Source organism: Nocardia paucivorans NBRC 100373 (genome assembly GCF_000308675.1).
Classification (GTDB): domain Bacteria; phylum Actinomycetota; class Actinomycetes; order Mycobacteriales; family Mycobacteriaceae; genus Nocardia; species Nocardia paucivorans.
On the sequence record NZ_BAGE01000052.1, the window covers coordinates 64,211 to 85,448 of the forward strand.

Below are 21,238 nucleotides of genomic sequence, written 5' to 3' on the forward strand. Positions count from 1 at the left end.
CGAAACGGTGACACCACCGGTCCGGTTACCGGCCGCCGCCCGGGGCGATCACCGATCGCTGTGGTACACCGACGTATTCGCTCAACGGACGGATCAGCGCATTGGATTCGCTCTGTTCGACGATGTGGGCGGTCCATCCGGTGACACGGCTCATGACGAAGATGGGGGTGAACGTCTCGATGGCGAAACCCAGCAGATAGTAGGCGGGACCGGTGGGGAAATCGAGGTTCGGCGCGATCCCGGTGGTCTCGGCCATGGTGCGTTCCAGGGTGTCGTACATGCGCACCCACCGGTATCCGTCGGTGGCGGCGGCGATGTCCAGGAACGCTTTCTTCATGGTCGGCACCCGGGAGTCGCCGTTCTTGTAGACCCGGTGGCCGAAGCCCATGATCTTCTCCTTCCGGGCCAGTTTGTCGCGTACCCACTGTTCGGCCCGTGCGGGATCGCCGATCTCGAGCATGTTCCGCATGACCGCCTCGTTCGCACCGCCGTGCAGCGGGCCCTTGAGGGCGCCGATGGCGGCGGTGACAGCGCTGTAGATATCCGACAGGGTGGAGGTGACCACTCGGGCGGCGAAGGTGGAGGCGTTGAAACTGTGTTCGGCGTAGAGGATCAACGACACCTCGAACGCTTTCACCAGCTCCGGCGCCGGCACCTTGCCGAAACACATGTTCAGGAAGTTCTCGGCATAACCCAGGTGCGAGTGGGGCGCGATGGGGTCCAGGCCGTGGCGGCGGCGGTGATCGGCCGCGACGATGGTGGGCAGTACCGCAAACATTCGTAAGGCCTTGGCGCGGTTGGATTTCGGGGAATTGTCGTCCTCGGCCGGGTCCTCGGCGCCGAGATAGCTGATCGCGGTGCGCACCACGTCCATGGGATGGCAGTTGTCGGGTAGTTTCGCCACCAGCGACAGCAGCGACCGGTCGACCCGCCTGAAGGCGCGTTCGCGTTGACAGAAGCGTTCCAGTTCGGCGTGACCGGGCAGCTCGCCGTACCAGAGCAGGTAGGCCACCTGTTCGAAGGAGCAGTGCGCGGCCAGGTCCTGGACGGGATATCCCCGATAGGTGAGGGAATTGGTTTCGGGCACCACCTTCGAGATCGCGGTGGTGTCGACGACGACACCCGCCAACCCCTTGCGGATGGTCGGGAGCGCGGTCTCCGTCATCACTGGTTCCTTCCCAGGGTGAAATCGAAGATTTCGGAATCGAATTCGTTGTAGCGCTCGTACCGCAGCAGCTCGTAGAGGCGGCTTCGGCGTTGCATGCGGTCCAGCAGCCCCGCCTGGGTGCCCTGTTCGAAGATCTCGCGCAGGCCCGCTTCCGTGGCGAACATCGCCAACCGCAGGGTGGACACGGGATAGATCACGGCGTTGTAGCCGATGGATTCCAAGGTCGCGGCCGGGATCAGCTCCGATTTGCCGAACTCGGTCATATTCGCCAGCAGTGGGGTCGATACCGCGGACCGGAATTTCTCGAACTCCGCAGGTGTGCGCAGGGCCTCGGTGAAGATCAGGTCCGCGCCCGCGTCGGCGTAGGCCTTCGCCCGCTCGATCGCCGCATCGATACCTTCGATGCCGGCGGCGTCGGTTCGCGCGCAGATCACGAAATTCGGGTCGCGGCGGGCCGAAACGGCGGCCGCCAGGCGACGCACCATCTCGGTGGTGGGTACCACGGCCTTACCGTCCAGGTGACCGCACCGTTTGGGGTTCACCTGATCCTCGAGATGGCAGCCGGCGATTCCGGCGTCCTCGAGCACGGTGACCGTGCGCGCGGCGTTCATCGGTTCGCCGAAACCGGTGTCGGCGTCGATGAGCACCGGAAGGTCGGTGACCCGCGCGATCCGGTGACCGCGTTCGGATACCTCGGTCAGCGTGGTCAGCCCGATATCCGGTAATCCGAGGTCGGCGGACAGGACCGCGCCGGAGACATAGACGCCCTCGAATCCGATCTCCTCGATCAGCATGGCAACCAGCGGGTTGAACGCGCCCGGGAAGCGTTGGATGCGGCCGGATTCCAGGCCGGCGCGGAAGGCGGCGCGCTTGTCCGCCGCCGATGTGGATGCCGCGAGCAGACCGGTCATCGGAACAGCCCTTTCGGGGTGTGAGGCGAGCGAGCGAGCACATCCGGCGAGACGGTGAGGTTCAGCTCGCACAGCTCGTCGGGTGTCAGATCGGCCGTGCGCTGCGCGACCTCCAGGAACCGGTCCTGCTCGGAGAGGTCGACGACCCCGTCGGCCAGGGTGCGGAACTTCGCGATGTACTGCTCGCGGGCGAAGGGTCGGGCGCCCAGGGGATGCGCGTCGGCGACCGCAAGTTCGTCGACGATCACCTCACCGCTTTTCAGGGTGACCTCGGCGCGCGCCCCGAACGCCTTGTCGTTCGGGTCGACGGAGTGATAGCGGCGGGTCCATTCCGGGTCCTCGGCGGTGGAGATCTTGCGCCACAACTCCACCGTGTCCGGGCGCCGGGCCCGCTCCGGTGCGTAGGAACGCTCGTGATGCCAGGTGCCGTCCTGGAGGGCGACGGCGAAGATATAAGGGACCGAGTGGTCCAGGGTCTCCCGCGAGGCCATGGGATCGAATTTCTGCGGGTCGTTGGATCCGGTGCCGATCACCACATGCGTGTGATGGCTGGTGTGCAGAACGATCGAGGCGACCTGGTCGAGGTCGCCGATCCGGTCGCGGAGTCGGCGGGCCAGATCGATGGGGGCCTGGCTCTGGTATTCCGCCGAATGTTCCTTGGTGTAGGTGTCCAGAATGGCGCGTTTGGCCTCTCCGGGGCCGGGCAGCGGCACCGAGTACTCGGCTTCCGGCCCGCCGAGCAACCAGGCGATCACCCCGTCCTCGCCTTCCCAGATCGGCGCCGGCGCGCCTTCACCGCGCATTGTCCGGTCGACGGCCTCCACCGCCATCTTCCCGGCGAACGCCGGGGCGTAGGCCTTCCAGCTCGAGATCTCGCCCTTGCGGGATTGACGGGTGGCGGTGGTGGTGTGCAGGGCCTGGCCGATGGCCTGATAGATGGTTTCGGTGTCGAGGCCGAGCAGTGTGCCGATACCGGCGGCGGCCGACGGCCCGAGGTGGGCCACATGGTCGATCTTGTGTTCGTGCAGGCAGATCGCGCGTACCAGGTCGACCTGGATCTCGTACCCGGTGGCCAGGCCCCGGATCAGCTCGTGTCCGGATCGGCCCGTGTGTTGGGCGACCGCCAGGATGGGCGGGATGTTGTCCCCCGGATGTGAGTATTCCGCCGCCAGGAAGGTGTCGTGGAAGTCCAGTTCCCGTACTGCGACCCCATTGGCCCAGGCCGCCCACTCCGGGGAGAAGCGACCTTCCACCCCGAATACGGTCGCTCCCGGCCGATACGGGTGAGCCATTGCCTGGGCGCGGGCATTGGCGACGGGGCGGCGGGTCAGTGCCGCCGCGGCGACGGCCGCATTGTCGATGATCCGGTTGACGATCATCTCCTCGGTCTCCAGGGGCACCTCGACCGAGTCGGTCGCCACCTCCGCGATCCGCCACGCCAAATGCTGCTCGCGCGGGAAGTGTTCCGCCGAACGATGGGTTCGGACGAGATGATTTTTCACGTTCCGGTCCTCCGACAGTTGTTGCGAATTTCGCTTCATTCGCACGCTAATCGCGAGAAGATTCGACCGGAATACCTCACAATTGCCTAATTTTGCGGAAACAGGACCTTGAGTTTGTAAAAGTTGCGGAAATGGTGCGTGCTAGGTTGTGGACGTGCGGAAGATGTATGCCGGCGGGCGGTTGCGCGGTCTGCGCGAACGACACGGACTCTCCCAATCGGCCATGGCGAAAGCGCTCGGGCTCTCGGTCAGCTACGTCAACCAGCTGGAGCACGACCAACGTCCCCTCACCGTCCCGGTGCTGATGCGTCTCAACGAGGCCTTCGATCTCGATATGGGGTTTTTCGCCACCGATGCCGACGCCCGGCTGTTGGCCGACCTGCAGGAGGTCTTCGTCGAGGACCCCGACGGCGCCGGTCTCACCACCGGCGAACTCAACGAGCTCGTCTCCCGTGTGCCCACGGCCGCGCGCGTGCTGATCGGTCTGCATCGGCGGCTGCGCGGCGCCACCGAACAACTGGAACGCCTTTCCGCCGAAATCGAGACACCCACGACCGATACCGGCATCACCATGCCGTACGAGGATGTGCGGGACTATTTCTACGACCACCGCAACCATATTCCGGAATTGGATATCGCGGCCGAGGAGCTCTTCGACCGCAATCGCCTCACCCTCGGCGGACTCGATCTGCAATTGGCCCGGTTGCTGCGTGAGCAGCACGGTATAGCGGTGCGCATCCGCACCGACGATCCGAATCGCCCCGGACCCAAACGGATTTTCGACCCCGCCGATCGGATCATCACCCTCGCCCGCCGGCTCTCTCCCGGCCAACGCGCCTTCCAACTCGCCACCCAGCTCGCCTTCCTCGCCCAGGGCGACACCCTGGACGATCTGTTGGCGCGCGCCGATTCGCTACCCGCCGAATCCCGAGGACTGCTGCGGATCGGGCTGGCCAACTATTTCGCCGGCGCGCTGGTGCTGCCGTATCGACGGTTCCTCGCCGCCGCCGAGAATCTGCGCTACGACATCGACCTGCTCTCGGCGCAGTTCGAGGTGGGCTTCGAAACGGTGTGCCACCGATTGTCCACCCTGCAACGCCCCGGCAGTCGGGGGGTTCCGTTCTTCTTCGTTCGCACCGACCGGGCGGGCAATATCTCCAAACGCCAGTCCGCCACCGCCTTCCACTTCTCGCGGGTCGGCGGCAGCTGCCCCCTGTGGGTGGTGCACGATGCCTTCGCCACCCCCGGTCGTATCCGCACCCAGATCGCCGAGATGCCCGACGGCCGGCGCTACCTCTGGTTGGCCCGCACCACCGGCGAAAGCGCTCCCGGTTATCTCACGCCCACCCGCGAGTTCGCCGTCGGTCTCGGCTGCGATATCGCCTACGCCGACAAGCTGGTGTATTCCCACGGCCTGCCGGTGGACGATCCCGGTGCCGCGGTTCCCATCGGTCCCGGCTGCAAGGTGTGCGAACGCATCGACTGCGCGCAACGCGCGTTCCCCCAGTTGGGTCGACCGGTTCGGGTGGACCCGGACCGGTCGGCACCGGTCCCCTACACACCGCTCGCCTGAGCGATCGGACCGGATCAGAACGGACGCTGGGTACGGATGATCTCGGCGAGGTAGGCGTAGTCGTCGGCACGGGCGGTAGAGGTGCGGAACACCAGGCCGAGGGTGCGTCCGGGCGCGGGGGCGGCGAAACGCGCGGTTTCGAGGGCGCCGCCCGTGGTTTCGGCCGCGACCGCCATCTCGGGGATCAGGGTGACGCCGAGTCCACCGGCGACGCACTGCACCACGGTCGACAGCGAGGCGGCACGGGTATCGCCGACCGCGCCCGGGTGGATATCCGCGGAGCGGCACAGTTCCAGGGTCTGGGCGCGGAGGCAGTGCCCCTCGTCCAGGAGCAGCATCGGTAGCGTGTTCAAAGCGCTCGGTTCGATATCGGTGCGGCCGGCGAGCTCGTGACCGGCGGGGACGACCAGTACGAATTCCTCGGTGTAGAGCGGAATCTCGGCCAGACCCGACGATTCGGTGGGCAAGGCGAGCACCGCGACATCGAGCACTCCCGCGCGCAGTTCGTCCAGCAGGCGGGCGGTTTTGTCCTCGACGATCTGCGGGGTCAGCGCGGGAAGTTTGCGTGTAGGGTGGGCAACAGCGACGGAAGGATGTACGGGGCGACGGTTGGGATGATTCCCATCCGGAGCACGCCGCCGAGGGTGTCACCGGTGGCCGAGGCCAGGAATCGGTCCGCCGCTTCCAGCGTGGCAGTCGCCGCGGGCAGCAGCCGCGCACCCGCCGCGGTCACCAATACCCGCCGGGTGCTGCGCTCGATCAGTTGCAAACCGAGGCCGTTTTCCAATGCGGCCAGCGCCTGCGATAGTGTGGGCTGACTCACATCGAGACGAGCCGCCGCCGTGCCGAAGTGCCGGTATTCGGCGACGGCAACGAAGGCACGCAGCTGTGAGAGGGTCGGCTGATAAGACTGATCGGGCATACCTATTAGTGTAGTGCAGCTAATCACCTTTGCCTTTTGGCGATTCTTCGGCAATATCTAGGTAGAACTATCCAGGCAGAACTTCCCCACCGGCCGGTCACCGACCGCGTCGGTACCACCGAAACAGACAACGGACAACGAAGGAGATTCGGGCATGCCCCTGCTGACCATCGGCGACCAGTTCCCCGCCTACGACCTCACCGCGGTGATCGGCGGTGATCTGTCCAAGATCGACGCTCAGCAGCCGGACGACTACTTCACTCGCGTCACCAGCAACGACCACCCGGGCAAGTGGCGGATCGTGTTCTTCTGGCCGAAGGACTTCACCTTCGTGTGCCCGACCGAGATCGCCGCTTTCGGCAAGCTGAACGACGAATTCGCCGACCGTGACGCCCAAGTGCTCGGCGTCTCCGTCGACAACGAGTTCGTCCACTTCCAGTGGCGGGCCCAGCACGAGGACCTGAAGACCCTCCCCTTCCCGATGCTGTCGGACCTGAAGCGCGAACTGGTCACCGCCACCGGCGTCCTCAATGCCGACGGTGTCGCCGACCGCGCCACCTTCATCGTCGACCCCAACAACGAGATCCAGTTCGTCTCGGTCACCGCGGGTTCGGTCGGACGCAATGTCGACGAGGTGCTGCGGGTGCTGGACGCCCTGCAGTCCGATGAGCTGTGCGCGTGCAACTGGAAGAAGGGCGACCCGACCATCAACGCCGCCGAGCTACTGTCCGCAAGCGTCTGAGAACGAAGGTAATTCGTGAGTATCGATAATCTGAAGAACTCGCTACCCGAGTATGCCAAGGATCTGAAGCTCAACCTCTCCTCGCTCGCCCGGACCACCGTGCTGAACGAGCAGCAGCTGTGGGGCACCCTGTTGGCCACCGCCGCCGCCACCCGTTCTGCGACCACCCTGCGCGAGATCGCGGAAGAGGCCGCCGACATCCTGTCCGCCGAGGCGTACAACGCCGCGCTCGGCGCCGCCTCGATCATGGGTATGAACAATGTGTTCTACCGGGGCAAGGCGTTCCTGGGCGGCCGCTACGACGATCTGCGGGCCGGTCTGCGCATGCAGATCATCGGCTCCCCGGGCGTCGACAAGGTCGATTTCGAGCTCTGGTCCTTTGCCGTGTCCTCGATCAACGGCTGTCAGCACTGCCTGGAGGCACACGAGCACACGCTGCGAGAAGCGGGCGTATCGCGTGAGGTGATCTTCGAGGCGCTGCGCGCGGCGGCGATCGTGGCCGGTGTCGGCCAGGCCGTGCAGGCCAACGAGGCGCTGGAAACCGCTTCGGTCTGACCTTCGGCCATCCCGCACGACGAGTGCGGGCCATATCCGGCGACCACCGCGCGGTGCGAACCCGACAACGGGTTTCCACCGCGCGGTGGTCTTTTTTATCCGAGCCTTCCGCCCCGACGACAGATACAGGAAGCGGTCGAGGTGTTCACACCTCGGCCACCACTCGACGTCGAAGCGATCTACCAACTCGAACGCGAGATCTTCGAGTTGCGACGTTCGGCGGCACCACTGATTGCGCCATTATCGACGCCACCCCGGCCCGCATCGCCGTGCGTCAGAACACCGATATGCGCAAGATCTCCGCACCCGTCGCGCTCGCCGCGGAGCCAACCCTGATCGCCGGCATCTACGGAACGAACTTCGGCCACATGCCCGAACCGAAACAGACCTGGGGTATCCCACCGTTCCGGTCGTCATGGTCCTGATCTGCGGTGGACCGGCCGTCCTGTTTCGCCGCAACGGCCGGCTGTGGCCTCCCGACCGGTATCGGGCGAACCGATTCAGCGAGCCGACGACCCCACGGAGAACACGGTGTCGATGAGGCGGGTGAAGCGGCGGGTGAGTTCGTCGGCCGACTCCTCCGGATGTTCGCGGGCCCATGCCATGATGGCGTCCACGATCGCGGTCCAGATACGGGCGAGGGCGTCGATATCGCGGTCGTCGGTATCGCCGAGCGCGTGCAGGAACCGGCGCACACCCGACAGGGCGTGGTCGGCGATCCGTTTGCGGTAGGCCCGAACCAGTTCCCCCACGGCACCGGTGTCGGGCGCGGTGGGGTCGTGCACGACGCGCCAGGCGGTGCGATCCGGACCGAGGGTGTCGAAGATGCCGTGGAGCGCATTGGCCGGCACCGCGAACGGCATTGCCCCACTGTCCATCTCGCGATCCAGCCGCTCGAGCAGCGGCTCGCCCACGTGGGTCAGGCATTCGGCGTACAGCTGCTCTTTCGAGGGGAAGTGCTGATACACCAGCGCCTTGGAGATGCCTGCCCGGGTCGCGATGGAGAGCATGGATCCTCCCGCGAAACCGCACTCGGCGAACTCACGCAGGGCCGCGGCCAGGATTTCTTGGCGGCGATCGTCGGAAGGCATGCCCTTGGTTCCCAGACCCGCGGCCGTTGACATGACCTTGAACTTACCCTACGGTCACTTCCACCGAAGTGACCGTAGGGTCACATCACACGGGTAGAAGAGGTACGCGGGCCATGTCCCTGTGGGAGCAGATCAACCAACCGGTGACCTATGCCATCCCGTTCTTCGTGCTGGCCATGGTGCTCGAGATCGCGGCGCTGCGCGGACACGACGACGACCGAACCGGCTACGAGAAGGTCGATGCGCGCAACAGCCTGATCATGGGCTTGGTATCGGTGTTCATCAGCGGCGCGGCCAAATTCGTGGCGCTCATCGCCTATGGCGTGCTGTATGTCCACGCACCCTGGCAGCTCGACCCGCGCAACCCGCTGTCGTGGCTCACCGTCATGGTGGGGGTGGACCTGCTCTGGTACCTCTACCACCGGGTGTCCCACCGCGTGCGACTGGTCTGGGCCGCACATCAGGTCCACCACAACAGTCGGTATTTCAACTACGCGACCGCGCTGCGACAGAAGTGGAATCCCTGGTTCGAACTGCTGTTCTGGGCGCCTCTCCCCCTGCTGGGGGTGCCCCCGTGGATGGTCTTCACCGCGTGGTCGTTCAACCTGATCTACCAGTTCTGGGTGCACACCGAAACCATCGGGACCCTGCCGCGCTGGTTCGAGTTCGTGTTCAACACCCCCTCGCATCACCGGGTGCACCATGCCAGCAATCCGGAATACCTGGACAAGAACTACGGCGGCATCCTCATCCTCTGGGACCGCATGTTCGGCACCTTCCGAGCCGAAACCTTCCGCCCCACCTACGGACTCACCAAGAACATCGACAGCACCGATATCCTCACCCTCCAGTACTACCAATTCGGCGCACTGTGGCGTGACCTGCGCTCCACCCGGCGCGTACGCGATTGGCTCGGCTACACCTTCGGTCCTCCCGGCTGGCAGCCCGACGACCGGGCGACCCCGACTCCCGCCGTCGGCGAACGACAGTGAGCACCTCGCATCGGTAGCGGGTGATACCCCGGCAGGTGGGTATACCGCGCACAGGACCGACCGAGCGGATCACCTCACTCCCCACAGGAGCCGAGGCGATCGCACATCACGACGGCCGCGCAGCACGACGACGAGGAGGAGTCCGAATGACGGGCGGACGTTACAACTACCTGTACCGGCGGGATCCCGAGGAGCTACTCGGCCTCGACGACGAGCTGACCGCCGTGCGCGAGCGGCTCGCCGAACTGGGCGCGGCGGATGTAGCGACCGAGATCGATGAGATCATCGCCGCGATCGACTCCTATCGCACCCAGGTCGAGCGGCGTATGGACAAGGTCGCGAGTGTGCTCCGCGCGGTGGAATCCCTGGACTCCGACGCCGGCGACGACAGCGACGTCGAGGAAGCGGTGGCCAGGTATCGGGCGCACGTGGACTGACGCCGCTATACCGCGTGTCCCGGCGGTATCAGGACCGGTGCGGAAGCGCGGCCGCCATCACCCGGCTCGCGCCGGCCTTCACCGAGTCCGGCAGCACATGCGCGACGGTGGACATCGCCCGGGTGCCCAGCGATCCGCCCACCACCTTCTGTTTGTCCTTCAACAGCGCGTCGACGCCCTGGCGGGCCACCCGCGCGGGATCCTCTTTGGGTCCGCGACCGACGGGGGTGTGCAGCACCCCGGCGCGGCGGAAGAAATCGGTGTCGGTGGGGCCCGGCATCAATGCGGTGATGTTCACCCCGGTTTCGCGGACCTCCGCGCGCAGGGCTTCGGCGAAAGACTGCACGAACGATTTCGAGGCGTGGTACACGGCCTGGCGAGCGCCCGGCATCATCGCAGCAACCGAGGAGGTGAACAGCAATCCGCCGGCGTCCCGGCGCACCATATCGCCGAGCACCAGTTTGGTCAGATGCACCGTGGAGCGCACATTGAGCGCGATGATGTCCAGTTCGTCGTCGAGGTCGGTCTCGGTGAACGCGCCACCGCGTCCCACCCCGGCGTTCAACGCCACGGCGTCGAGCGGACGCTCGTCCTCCGTCGCAGCCGAATACAGCTGTTCCACCCCTTCCGGGGTGCGCAGGTCCACCTGAACGGCCCGCACCTCGACACCGGGCCGGCGAACCGAATCGGCGGCCTCCTCGATCGCCGCGTCCTCGGCGGCCATCACCACATCGAAACCACGTTCGACGAAGGCCTCGGCCAGTTCGCGGCCGATGCCGCGCGAAGCGCCCGTAACCAGGGCGAGTGGGCGTGTGTCGGTCATGTCCCGCGGCTACCCCGGACCGCGCGGGTCATGCCCGGTGTCGGTGTTCTTTCCGATTACGGCCACCGTGATCGGATTGTCCACCATGAAGCGGGGTCGGGAGGAGAACGCGGACGGTATCTGCCGATACTCGCTGGTGGCGCCATGCGGTGATCTATCAAGTGATCTATCGGATCTATATCCGCAGTTTCGCCGACAGCGACGGTGACGCGGTCGGCGCGCCGCCCACCTGGGTGCTCTCCGGTCACGACACCACCCGGCATGTCACCCGGTACGGGCGGCCGTGCACCCGGGGAGAGGGATCGCGGCTTCAATCGCCCGAACCCGTCGATCGGGTGTTTGGACTGCGGCGCGCGTGGGCGGCATTGCTACTGATGCTCGCGCTGTCCGGCGGGGTCTACCTCTATCGGGGTGAGGAACTCGGTCCGGAAGAGCTCGAAGATCTTCCCGAGGAGGCACTCCAGGACCCCACCTGGCAGCGTTCCGGGCATACGGTGCGCGGCCGGGACGGCTGTCGTGTGCCGCTACCGTGGCGGGGCACTCGGCCACCGTTCGGGTTCGGGCCCGGCGATACGCGCCCCTGGCTACCGCAACCTCGACATTGGGCCTTGCGGACGGTCGAACGCCAAGAGTCGGATCCGAACTCGATGCTCACCCTCTACCGCGCCGCATTACACCTGCGCGCCCACCATCCGGCACTCGGCGCGGGCCGTGGTCGTGGGCGCCCGCCTCGATTCACGGGGCGTGGCCACTCGGCCGACCACGTTCCCACACCCAGCGCCCCGCAAGCCCCACCAACAGGCCGACGACGACACCGATCAGGGTTTCGAGTCCACGCTCGAATACCAGCTCACCCACCGGGGTGGGGGCGCCGAAGGCGGTCATGAGCAGGGCCAAAGGGGTGACGAAGACCAGCGCGAGGGCATAGTTGCGGCCGACGAACAGCTCCGCCCCCACCTGCAGCACCGTGGCGACGAGCACCAACGTCAGATCGGACAGGTCGGGAGCCAGCACCGCGAAGGACAGCCCGAGCCCGATGAAGGTGCCGATCAGTCGGTGCGCGCCGCGCACGAGTTGACCGGTGATCGTCGGGGCGGCGAGAGGCACGACGGCACCGACCATCGCCCAGTAGGGGCGACCGATATCGCTTGCGGTGGCGATACCGCCCGCGATGGCGACACCGATACCGGATAGCGCCACCTGCCGCCACACCCCTTCGGTCGACCCTCCGATAGGCGGGTTGGGTTCGGCTATCGACGCCGTCCTGCGCACCCGGGCCACGAGGGCGCCGGCATTGCCGACCGCCAGGGCGAACAGCGCCGAACCCCCGGCGATGACGGCGGCGACCGGAACGGCGGCGAGGGTGCCCGGAACGGCGGCCACCGCCGAGAAGGCGAAAACCGGGAAGAGCGAGCCGGGCGGATGCCAGTTCTGCCGGAACGACAGATAGGTCGTCACGACCGCGACCACAGTGGTGATCGGAACCGAGAGCCACGACCGGGCCGGGGAGATCGCCACGACCGCGCCCAACACCACCATGACACAGAGGACGGTTCCTGCGGTGGCCTGCAGCACCATACGCGGCCGGTCCACTCGCTCCCGCCCGTAGAGCGAGGTGAAGGCGCCGAACACGGCGTAGATCGACCATTCCGGGTGCCCGAGAAGTTGCAGGAGCAGCAAGGGAACCAGTACCGAGATACCGGCTCGGGCGGCCACTCGATGCGCTCCCGCGTGCGGTCCGATATGCAGAATCTGTTCCAGCACGGTGGGCTGTTGTTCCGGACCGGTGGTCAAGACCTCCCCTTCCGGTATGTCGACGACGAGTTCGGGATCTTTCCGGGCGGGCGATATTCCGGGCCGAGAACACTCGGCGACCGAGGCCCGTGACCGGTGAATCGGTTACGCCACGGTCGGGGCGGGTCGGTTCGGGGTGCGGGTCATACCTTTCCGGTCGTAGAAGGCGGTGACCAGAGCGCCGAAGATCAGGCCGAAGGCCAGCCCGAACACTGCCATCCAGGTGCCCCGCTCCAGCCCGGAGGCGCCGTGGGCGTTGAAGTAGAGGACAGCGCGCACACCGAGGAATATCTGGTGCATGGGCTCGAAGGTGGCGAGCCAGGAAAGGTATCTCGGGGTGGCCTCGATCGGTACCGTCCCACCGGCCGAGGGCAGTCCGAGAACGACGAACACGATCAGGTTCAGCAGCATGCCCGCCGAGCCGAATGCCGCCAGAACCGACAGGGCGGTAACGCCCACGGCGAGGATGGCCAGGGTGCTGTAGAGGAACAGGGCCAGTGGGCGATCGACCGGCATGTCGAGGAGCGCGGTGACGCCGAGGAACACCGCCGATACGATCGGCGCGGCCACGGCGAGCGTGCCCCATTTCATCAGCAGGGTGCGCAGCCGGGACAGCGGGGTGGGCGGGTAGTGCACATACCAGGGGCCGTACTCGGTGGGGGTGAAGCCCAGCGCCGAGTCCACCATGATGTTGATGATCATCGCACCGGTGAATCCCGCCAATAGTAGAAGCAGGGTGTAGAAGAACGCCGACAAACCGTCGCCGGTGCCGTCCGGCAGCGGCCGATACGGGTCGATGACCACCTCGATGGGTTTTTCCAGTGCCAGCCGACTCGCTCCGGACAACTGGGGGGCCGACGCGCCGGGCGTGGAGTCGAGTTGGGCCCGGACGGTCTCGGTGAGCTGCCGTCCGACCTCGGCATTGACCTGCTCCATGGCCTGATCGGCGATGCGCAGCATGATCTGGGTGGCGTAGGTGCCGGTGCGGGGATTGGTCTGCACGGTGATGACGGGTCGACTCACTTCACCGGGGACCACACTGGCGGTACCGAGTATCGCCAGGCGCTTGGTCAGGTCGCTCGGAATGATGATGGCGCCGTAGATATCACCGTTTCGCTGCATATTCTGCGCTTCGGTGATCCCCACCACCCGGAGATCGATCTTGTCCGCGGGAATTTTCGTCATGAGCGCTTCGGTGATCTGATCACCGATATCGAGCTGCCGATCGCCGAGTTTGTCCCCCTCGTCCCGATTCACCAGCGCGATCGGGAAATCGTGCAGGTTGTCCTCGGGACGTACCACATAACCGAGGTATGTCGTGGCCAGTAACGCCATCAACAGGGTGACCACCGCGACGGGTGAAAGCCAGGAACGAATCCGAAGCCGCCGCCTGGTCGCGGCGTGGTCGCGGCCGGAGTCGGCGGTGCCGGTCTCGGCTGCCGGGCCCGACGCGGACTCGGGTTCCTTCGTTCCCATATATCACTCCTCGTGGTCGGCCGGTCGGTGGTTCGACGCTCGTGCCCCGGTACCGACCGCATTCTCGGGCATCGATATCGGTACGTTCTCGAATCACAGTCCGAGGGGCGAACCGAACGCAATTCTCGAATACCACATGTGACCACTGGCACTACCGACACCGGATCCGACGGGCCGTGACGGACGAAACAGCGCACCCAGGGGCAACGGTCCGGCTTTCGAGGTCGCGGTCCATTCGCGATTTCACGGTACCGACCGTCGACGCGGGAAACCGATCCGGGTTTCCCCCGCCGGCGTCCGGGCAACCGGCCACCATGAACGCCGACAAAACGACTCCCGGGACATCCACCTCGACACCGATGCAACCCGGTGCGCACTCCCGCGCCCTCGTCACGGAGGAAGATCTGCGGCGCTTGCTGACCGCCGACGAGCCGAACGCGCGCCTCGTCCTCGAAGAGGGACGGATACGACTCGAAGGTTCCACTGCCGAACCCGAAGGGATGCTCGTCATCTCACGCACCGATCTCCTGGCCCGGATCGGTGACGCCCCCGACCCCACGGCCCTGACCGAGCAGGCCACCGAACTGGACAACGAAATCCGTCTCATGGGCGCGTGACGAATCGGAGATCCGGCCTTCCGATCGAACACCGCGCTCGCCGACGGAACGCCCGCCGATCCGTTCGGGCTTCCAACTCTCGGTCGAGCACGTCACCGGGGGTGCCCACGTTTGTTCGGCAGCCCGACGGGTAGTGACCACGGTGGAGTCGAACCGCTTTTTCGCGGCCGACCGGATACAGGCGCACCACGCATTCGGCGGCGGGCCGGGTAGAGCCCGGCCGACTCGGGCGGCACGGATCCCGCTCGACAACCGAGAGAACATCGGGCCGGCTCACCACGACCGACCGACTCGATATCTGTCATTCCCGGTGTCGGATCACCTATCCGCGTGCACACCTGTATGCGGCACGAAGCGAGGAGGAAGAACATGTCCCAGCGGACCGAACAAATCATCGGTGACACCGTCTACGATCCCAACGGCGACAAGATCGGCAAGGTCAAACGCGTCTACGTCGACAATATGTCCGGAGAGCTCACCTGGGCGGCCGTCAGCACCGGACTGTTCGGCACGGATTCTCTGGTACCGCTGTCCGGGGCCGGTATGCGGGAGGACAAGGCCGGAGGGTTGCAGGTGCAGGTGCCCAAGGAGGCCGTCAAGTCCGCTCCCCGGATGGAAGGCGACGGTCTGATCACCCCGGAGGCCGAGGACGAGTTGTTGATCCACTACGGTATGGACCCCCGCCATACCGGTCGGGACGATTACAACCCCACGGCCGGACAGACCGGCACCGCGGCGCAGAACCGTGGCCTCGGACAGGAGGAACGCGCGGACCGACCGCGCCCGGGCGAATATATCGACCCCGCCTCCGGACCGCGTTCCGAAGAGCAGCTCGATATCGGGACCGAGCGCGAGGAGTGGCGACGCTGACGGGAGCGTCCATCTCGGCTCCGCTCGGCCACACGTCGCCGGGCACCCCGCACGAAAACCCCTCCGGACCGGACCGGAGGGGTTACGTATGACCCGGCTCCCGGCGTGCTTGCAGTTTCGGGTGACGGAGAGACATTCTCGTCAGCGAGTGGACTGCTCGGCGAGGCCGTGGCCTGCGTTCGTCTGCGCGACGATCGCCGCTCCCATCCAGCGCCGCAGATAACGCCGCAACTCGTCGTCGCCGCGCGGTGGGTTGCCCGGCGAGATGAAGAACGACTGCATGGTGCGCAGAATGTATTCGACGAGCTCGGGTAGGGATTCGTCGTCGTATCCGTAGTGCTCCCAGTCGACGTCGAAACGTCGGATCATGGTCATACCGAAGGCCTTCGCCTCATCGGATGTGATGCCGTCGCTGTGGACGTCGGGATATCTGCCGGTGAGCAGCAGGCCCAGGTGGGGTGTGCGGCGCACCTCGGTGAGGGTGAAGACCACGGCCTCGGTCATCGCGTCCACCGGCTCCGTCCGACCGCGCACGTGATCGGCGAGCCGGTCGAGGAATCCGTCGACCGATGCGATGGCCGCGGCCTTCATCAGCGCTTCCGCACTGGGGAAGTACCGGTACACGGTCTGCCGGATGACCCCCAGGGATTCGGCCACATCGGCGATACCGATCTCCGAACCCGTGCGAGCGATCAGTTCCACAGCAGCGGCGACGATCCGACGTGACGCTTCCTCGTCGCTGTCCGGTGGGCTGCCGCCCCATCCGCGTCTGCGTGCCACCGCCCCGCTTTCTCGGCTCGAAACCGAACCGGCCGTACGTCCTTCCCATGGAAGGCTCCCTGACCAGTTCCTGGTCAGGGCCCCTGACGCTATCACAGGCTCCACCTCCACCAATGGCGCGGGATGGAATGTAAACCAGAAAACTGATCATACATATAGACAGTTGTGTGTATGGTTACTTTCGTCGTGGCGGCGCCGAGCGCCCACCGCATCCGTCAGACGAGGTAGGAACAGTGACCGATCTTCAAGTCCGAAAGATGAACTTCGCGTTCGACGAATACGACGTGCCGTTCCTGTGGAATCCGGAGAATCCGGCCTTCTCGAGCATGGCCAATGCGGTCTCGTTCCTGGCGATCGGCTTCGAGAAGATGATCGTGAACATGATCCTGCAGGCCAAACCGCTGATCACCGATCCGGCGGTGGCCGAGGAAGCCGACGCGTTCATGCGGCAGGAAGGGCAGCACTCGACCGCGCACCGCCAGCACGTCAAAGGACTCATCCGCAACTATCCGGGGTTGCAGGAAACACTCGACGAAGTGATCGGCGCCTTCGACGAACTCACCCGCAGCACCACCCTCGAATATCGCCTCGCCTACACCGCCGACCTGGAGGCGACATTCACCCCGGTGTTCAAGCTGATGCTCGACAACGATGCGGCGCTGTTCCGTCCCGGCGACGATCGGGTGGCATCACTGTTCATCTGGCATTTCGTCGAAGAGGTCGAACATCGCAGTTCCGCGCTCATCATTTTCGACTCCGTGGTCGGCAGCGACGTCTACCGAATGCGCAAGGCTCCCTCGGTCTTCAAACATGTCCTCGATGTCGTCGAGCTGGCCTCGGCGGGCTTCAACAAACATGTGCCGCTGGAGGAACGCAAGGTCGACGCACTGGCCATGTTCGCCAGGTACCGACGTATGCAGACCTTGCGCAAACTGATTCCGGGACTGCGGCCGGCCGACAACGGACCGATGCTGCGGGCCTTCGACGTGCTACCGCTGCGCGAACAGCTCGTCGCACTGGCCGGCATCATCCGCAGCCAACTGCCCCGCCACAATCCCGCCCACGAGAAACTGCCCGCGCTCGCCGGTGAATGGTTCGAACGCTACGACGCCGGCTACGACGTCCAGCGTTGGTACACCGCTGAGACGACCGCGTCCTAGGAGCCGTAATCATGGCCGAACATTGCTCCGCCACCTTCGCCCGGCTCGCGACGGAACTCGGTTTCTCCTGTGAGGAGGCCGGCGGGCTCGTCGAATTCCGCAGCCCTCTCACCCTGGAGAACTGGACCCTGCCGGTTCTCGAACTCACCATCGTCATCGGTGCGATACTCGCGCTCGCGCACGCCGTGGCGCGACTGCGCCGCCTCGGCGACCCCACCAATGTGGTGCTGTGGTTCGGCGCCACCGCCTATCTGTTCATCATCGAGCCCCCGCTGTACTTTCCCGCGGCGTTCGGCATCGAAGAACACGTGGACACGATGTTCGCCCACAATGTCTTCACCATCGATTTCCTCTGGGGCAGACTGCCGCTCTACATCATCGCGATCTATCCGTTCATGGCGACGGTCTCCTTCGACATCGTGCGCATGCTCGGCGTGTTCCGGCGCTACGGAGTGCTCATCGGCGCCGCCTGCGTCGGCTTCGTGCATCACGCGTTCTACGAGATCTTCGATCATCTCGGCCCACAGTTGCGGTGGTGGGAGTGGTCGACCACCAACCCGATCAACCAGCCCATGTTCGATGCGGTACCGCTGCCCAGCGTGGTCGTGTTCGCCGCCCTGTGGCCGATGTCCCTGGCCCTGTGCGTCCAGTGGTTCGTGGGGCGCCACATCGATCGAGGGCGCGGCTTCTCCGGAATCGAATTGCTCTGGCGCACCATCATGATCGGCCTGCTCGCCTCGACGGGCACATTCGTGCTGCCGATCCCGGCGACCGTACTCGGTATGGGCAGCACGGTGGTTCGGGGAGTGACCTACGCATTGGAACTGATCGCGGTCTCGGTGGTGGCGATCATGATTCTGTTCCGGCAATGGTCGCGGTTGCGCCGGGAACCGGTGGAGGACCCGGAATACACCAGCGAGTTCGCCCGACGGTACGGCGTGGTGTACCTGGGCGTCATGGCGGTTCTGTGGGCGAGCGCGTTACCCGACTTCTTCGCGGCCGTGGACGGTGTCACCGACAATGGTGATCCCCTCGGCAACCTCTGGTACACCACGGCGTGTTTCGCCGTCGCGATACTCTGCCTACTCGCGGTGTTCACCGCGCCGGCCCGTAGGACCGCGGCGACGGGAACGGGCGGCGAAGTGGTCGGCGCGCCCGGCCGGTGATCCCCGCTCGACACCCGACATTTCTCGAAACCGACCATCGATACCCGGGCGATCGGATCAGATGACGGGAGGGGGGATTCGGGTGTAGGTCACCGGTGCACTGATCCCGCCGGGTGTGGTGACGGTGATCGGGGTCGGCCCGGCCGCTCCCGCAGGCGCGACGGCGACGAGGTGGTTGTCGGAGACGGCGGCGAATGCAGCGGGTGTGGCGCCGAACAACACCGCGTTCGTCCGGGCGAGGGCGCTTCCGGTCAAGGTGACCGTATTGCCCCCGGCGGTGGGGCCTTGGCCCGGATTCGACTCCGTGACGGTCGGCGTGGGCAGGTAGGTGTAGGAAATGGCGTTACTCGTCCCACCGGGGGTAGTGACGGTGACCTCCACCGTCCCCGTTCCGGGAGGAGTTGTCGCGGTGATCAGACCGGCCGAGACCACGGTGAACGAAGCCGCCGGAGTCACACCGAAATGCACCGCCGTGGCCGCGACGAGGTCGGTGCCGGTCAGCGTGACGGTATCGCCGCCCGCGAGCGGACCCGAATCGGGGACGATGCCGGTGAAGGCAGGAGTGTTGAGGTAGAAGTAGGAGCCGGCGAGGGTGCCGCTGCCGCCCGGGGTGACCACGGTGATATCGACGACCCCGGCACAGCCGGCGGGGACCGTCGCGGTGATCTGACCATCCGAGACCACGGTGAACGAGACCGCCGGAGTCACACCGAAACGCACCATGGTGGCCCCGGCCAGATTCGCACCGGTCAAGGTGACCGTATTCCCACCTGCCGTGGGACCCTGGTTCGGACTCACACCGCTCAGGGTGGGCGCCGCGACATAGGTATAGGAAATCCCGTTGCTGGTGCCGCTGGGCGTGGTGACCGTGACCTGCACCGTCCCCGCCCCGGGGGGAGCCGTCGCGGTGATCTGACCGGCCGAGACCACGGTGAACGAGACCGCCGGAGTCACACCGAAACGCACCGCGGTGGCGGTGGCCAGATTCGCACCGGTCAAGGTGACCGTGTTCCCGCCCGATGTGGGGCCCTGGCTCGGGCTCACACCGCTCAACGACGGAGCACCGGCGTAGGTATAGGGAACCCCGTTGCTGGAGCCCTCCGGGGTGGTGACGACAACCTGCACCGTTCCTGTTCCGGGAGGAGCGAGCGCGGTGATCCGGGTGGGGGAATCGATGGTGAAGATAGTGGCGGTACCGCCGAACAGCACCGACGCGGGCCCGACGAACCCGCTACCGGTGATGATCACATTGTTACCCCCCGCGGTGGGGCCCGAGGTCGGAGACAGGGACGTGATGGTGGGAGGCATGATCATGCTCCTTCGGCAGTGGTCCGCGGTGTCGATTCGGTTGCGCTGACAAATATTTCGGCCGCGACGAGTGACGGCGTGAGGGATGGCCCGCCTCGGCCCCGAGCAAGGAATGGACTCGCTCGGGGCCGGCGTCGTCCGATGGCCGGCGGGCCACACGGCCCGGACGACGTCAGATACCGGGTCCGGCGACGTAGGTGAAGGCGTCGGTCCCGGTGGCACTGCCCCCACCGGTGGTGATCACGACGTCGACGGCACCGGCGGTTCCCGGTGGGGTGACCGCGGCGACCGAGGTATCGGAGATGACCGAGAACGGCGCGGCAACATCGTCGAAGGTGACCGTTTGGGTGGTTGTCAGGCCGGTGCCCGAAATGGTCACCGCGGTGCCGCCGGCCGTGGGACCGGAATCCGGGGACAAGGTACCGATGGTCGGCTCGTCGACATAGGTGTAGGACAGACCGTTGTTGGTGCCGCCCGCGGTGGTGACCTCGACTCCCACCGCTCCGGCCGCCGCGCCCGCGGGCACGGTCACGGTCAACTGGCTGTCGTTGACCACGGTCGGAGTGGCAGCGTTACCGCCGAAGCTCACCGAGGTGGCAGTGGACAAACCGGTTCCGGTGATGGTGACCGTGTTACCGCCCGCGGTGGCGCCGGAGACCGGGGACAGGGTGGCCTTGAACGGCGCCCCGACATAGAAGAAGGACAGCGGGTTGCTGGTTCCTCCCGGAGTTGTCACCGTCACCGGAACGGTGCCCGCCCCGGACGGGGCGACAACCGTGACCGAGGTGGGGGTGTTGTCCGTGATGGTGGCCAACTTGGAGCCGAAGTGCACAGCGATGGCATCGGCGAGATTCGTACCGGTGATGGTGACGATCGTTCCGCCTCCGGTCGATCCCTGGTTGGGAGAAATGGGCATGGAACAGCCTTCCTGGACGATCTTCCCTCGGGTGAGGACCCGAATTTGCTTGAGGCCCGCCGATTTCCATTAACCTCCCGGAAACACCACACAACAAGACCTGTATTGATCCGGTTTTGTCCGTTTTCGTTCTCCCGAAGCACCGTTCGGATCACCGGAGCCCCACCCTGAGGGATTTCGATCCGATCGCTCTGTCACACAGCGTGATCCGCGGCGGTCGACACCTCCGCCACCATCCGGGCCGGCAACGCACCGAAACGATTACCCGGGCGCCGATATCGAAGCGGGTTCGGGCACTCCCGCACCCCGAGGCGGCCGAAGCGACCGTCCTCTGCACCGACCGTCCTCTGCACCGACCGTACAGGCGAAAACGGACGAAAACGGAATGCAAGAAGCATTGCCTCGCAACCGATTCAGAGGCATTAATGAAAGAGC

At 65.8% G+C, this 21,238-nt stretch carries 20 protein-coding genes and 2 pseudogenes; 11 read left to right on the forward strand and 11 right to left on the reverse strand.

Annotated elements, in window-relative coordinates; all coding sequences use genetic code 11:
* Positions 1 to 25: 25 nt before the first annotated feature.
* Genes ON32_RS18710 through prpD form a run of 3 tightly spaced genes read right to left on the reverse strand, consistent with a single transcriptional unit; the run spans position 26 to position 3,581 of the window.
* Complete coding sequence (locus ON32_RS18710; protein ID WP_040792254.1) at positions 26 to 1,165, reverse strand: bifunctional 2-methylcitrate synthase/citrate synthase; 1,140 nt, start codon at positions 1,163 to 1,165, stop codon at positions 26 to 28.
* On the reverse strand, positions 1,165 to 2,079 hold the full coding sequence (gene prpB, locus ON32_RS18715) for a methylisocitrate lyase (protein ID WP_040792255.1): 915 nt from the start codon (positions 2,077 to 2,079) through the stop codon (positions 1,165 to 1,167). The genes ON32_RS18710 and prpB overlap by 1 nt, the downstream gene beginning before the upstream one ends.
* Complete coding sequence (gene prpD, locus ON32_RS18720; RefSeq protein WP_040792350.1) at positions 2,076 to 3,581, reverse strand: 2-methylcitrate dehydratase PrpD; 1,506 nt, start codon at positions 3,579 to 3,581, stop codon at positions 2,076 to 2,078. The genes prpB and prpD overlap by 4 nt, the downstream gene beginning before the upstream one ends.
* Positions 3,582 to 3,744: 163 nt before the next feature.
* Here prpD and ON32_RS18725 point away from each other — a divergent pair, with 163 nt between their 5' ends.
* Positions 3,745 to 5,154 (forward strand): short-chain fatty acyl-CoA regulator family protein, encoded by a 1,410-nt coding sequence (locus tag ON32_RS18725; RefSeq protein WP_051133458.1) that lies wholly within the window; start codon positions 3,745 to 3,747, stop codon positions 5,152 to 5,154.
* A 14-nt stretch (positions 5,155 to 5,168) separates the two neighbouring features.
* On the opposite strand, the pseudogene ON32_RS18730 reads toward ON32_RS18725, so the two are convergent.
* Positions 5,169 to 6,076 (reverse strand): annotated as a pseudogene (locus ON32_RS18730) (hydrogen peroxide-inducible genes activator).
* A gap of 154 nt (positions 6,077 to 6,230) precedes the next feature.
* Between ON32_RS18730 and ON32_RS18735 the strand changes: the two are divergent.
* The 3 genes from ON32_RS18735 (at position 6,231) to ON32_RS30175 (ending at position 7,798) form a co-directional block, all read left to right on the forward strand.
* Positions 6,231 to 6,818 (forward strand): peroxiredoxin, encoded by a 588-nt coding sequence (locus ON32_RS18735; RefSeq protein ID WP_040792256.1) that lies wholly within the window; start codon positions 6,231 to 6,233, stop codon positions 6,816 to 6,818.
* A 15-nt stretch (positions 6,819 to 6,833) separates the two neighbouring features.
* A complete protein-coding gene (gene ahpD, locus ON32_RS18740; protein ID WP_040792257.1) occupies positions 6,834 to 7,373 on the forward strand; it encodes an alkylhydroperoxidase, AhpD family in 540 nt (179 codons plus the stop codon).
* A 287-nt stretch (positions 7,374 to 7,660) separates the two neighbouring features.
* Positions 7,661 to 7,798 carry a CorA family divalent cation transporter gene (locus ON32_RS30175; protein WP_245551147.1) on the forward strand — a complete coding sequence of 46 codons (138 nt, stop codon included), beginning with the start codon at positions 7,661 to 7,663 and terminating at the stop codon, positions 7,796 to 7,798.
* A gap of 75 nt (positions 7,799 to 7,873) precedes the next feature.
* Here the strand turns inward: ON32_RS30175 and ON32_RS18745 are convergent, their stop codons facing one another.
* Complete coding sequence (locus ON32_RS18745) at positions 7,874 to 8,497, reverse strand: TetR/AcrR family transcriptional regulator (protein ID WP_040792258.1); 624 nt, start codon at positions 8,495 to 8,497, stop codon at positions 7,874 to 7,876.
* 80 nt (positions 8,498 to 8,577) lie between these two features.
* On the opposite strand from ON32_RS18745, the gene ON32_RS18750 reads away from it, so the two are divergent.
* The gene (locus ON32_RS18750; protein WP_040792259.1) at positions 8,578 to 9,456 is read left to right on the forward strand and encodes a sterol desaturase family protein; all 879 of its coding nucleotides are present in this window, start codon (positions 8,578 to 8,580) and stop codon (positions 9,454 to 9,456) included.
* 146 nt (positions 9,457 to 9,602) lie between these two features.
* Positions 9,603 to 9,893, forward strand: a complete 291-nt coding sequence (locus ON32_RS18755) for a hypothetical protein (RefSeq protein WP_040792260.1) — start codon at positions 9,603 to 9,605, stop codon at positions 9,891 to 9,893.
* A 28-nt stretch (positions 9,894 to 9,921) separates the two neighbouring features.
* Here the strand turns inward: ON32_RS18755 and ON32_RS18760 are convergent, their stop codons facing one another.
* A complete protein-coding gene (locus ON32_RS18760) occupies positions 9,922 to 10,716 on the reverse strand; it encodes an SDR family NAD(P)-dependent oxidoreductase (RefSeq protein WP_040792261.1) in 795 nt (264 codons plus the stop codon).
* A gap of 233 nt (positions 10,717 to 10,949) precedes the next feature.
* Between ON32_RS18760 and ON32_RS30965 the strand changes: the two are divergent.
* Positions 10,950 to 11,411 (forward strand): annotated as a pseudogene (locus ON32_RS30965) (alpha-amylase family glycosyl hydrolase); the annotation flags it as partial.
* Positions 11,412 to 11,451: 40 nt separating this feature from the next.
* Here ON32_RS30965 and ON32_RS18770 read toward each other — a convergent pair.
* Both ON32_RS18770 and ON32_RS18775 read right to left on the reverse strand, forming a co-directional pair.
* Positions 11,452 to 12,510 carry an FUSC family protein gene (locus tag ON32_RS18770; RefSeq protein ID WP_217998082.1) on the reverse strand — a complete coding sequence of 353 codons (1,059 nt, stop codon included), beginning with the start codon at positions 12,508 to 12,510 and terminating at the stop codon, positions 11,452 to 11,454.
* 105 nt (positions 12,511 to 12,615) lie between these two features.
* Positions 12,616 to 13,986 (reverse strand): YhgE/Pip domain-containing protein, encoded by a 1,371-nt coding sequence (locus ON32_RS18775; RefSeq protein ID WP_083874634.1) that lies wholly within the window; start codon positions 13,984 to 13,986, stop codon positions 12,616 to 12,618.
* Positions 13,987 to 14,300: 314 nt separating this feature from the next.
* Here ON32_RS18775 and ON32_RS18780 point away from each other — a divergent pair, with 314 nt between their 5' ends.
* Together ON32_RS18780 and ON32_RS18785 are read left to right on the forward strand one after the other, a co-directional pair.
* Positions 14,301 to 14,603, forward strand: a complete 303-nt coding sequence (locus ON32_RS18780) for a hypothetical protein (protein ID WP_157224239.1) — start codon at positions 14,301 to 14,303, stop codon at positions 14,601 to 14,603.
* A gap of 369 nt (positions 14,604 to 14,972) precedes the next feature.
* Complete coding sequence (locus ON32_RS18785; RefSeq protein ID WP_051133430.1) at positions 14,973 to 15,473, forward strand: PRC-barrel domain-containing protein; 501 nt, start codon at positions 14,973 to 14,975, stop codon at positions 15,471 to 15,473.
* A 141-nt stretch (positions 15,474 to 15,614) separates the two neighbouring features.
* Here the strand turns inward: ON32_RS18785 and ON32_RS18790 are convergent, their stop codons facing one another.
* Complete coding sequence (locus ON32_RS18790; protein ID WP_040792264.1) at positions 15,615 to 16,253, reverse strand: TetR/AcrR family transcriptional regulator; 639 nt, start codon at positions 16,251 to 16,253, stop codon at positions 15,615 to 15,617.
* A 233-nt stretch (positions 16,254 to 16,486) separates the two neighbouring features.
* Here ON32_RS18790 and ON32_RS18795 point away from each other — a divergent pair, with 233 nt between their 5' ends.
* Both ON32_RS18795 and ON32_RS18800 read left to right on the forward strand, forming a co-directional pair.
* Positions 16,487 to 17,413, forward strand: a complete 927-nt coding sequence (locus ON32_RS18795) for a metal-dependent hydrolase (protein WP_040792265.1) — start codon at positions 16,487 to 16,489, stop codon at positions 17,411 to 17,413.
* Positions 17,414 to 17,424: 11 nt separating this feature from the next.
* Positions 17,425 to 18,579, forward strand: a complete 1,155-nt coding sequence (locus ON32_RS18800) for a hypothetical protein (protein WP_040792266.1) — start codon at positions 17,425 to 17,427, stop codon at positions 18,577 to 18,579.
* 57 nt (positions 18,580 to 18,636) lie between these two features.
* Here ON32_RS18800 and ON32_RS18805 read toward each other — a convergent pair whose 3' ends face one another.
* Both ON32_RS18805 and ON32_RS18810 read right to left on the reverse strand, forming a co-directional pair.
* Positions 18,637 to 19,887: an IPT/TIG domain-containing protein gene (locus tag ON32_RS18805; protein WP_040792355.1), complete on the reverse strand. Its 1,251-nt coding sequence runs from the start codon at positions 19,885 to 19,887 to the stop codon at positions 18,637 to 18,639.
* Positions 19,888 to 20,059: 172 nt separating this feature from the next.
* Positions 20,060 to 20,803 (reverse strand): IPT/TIG domain-containing protein, encoded by a 744-nt coding sequence (locus ON32_RS18810; RefSeq protein ID WP_040792267.1) that lies wholly within the window; start codon positions 20,801 to 20,803, stop codon positions 20,060 to 20,062.
* Positions 20,804 to 21,238: the final 435 nt, after the last annotated feature.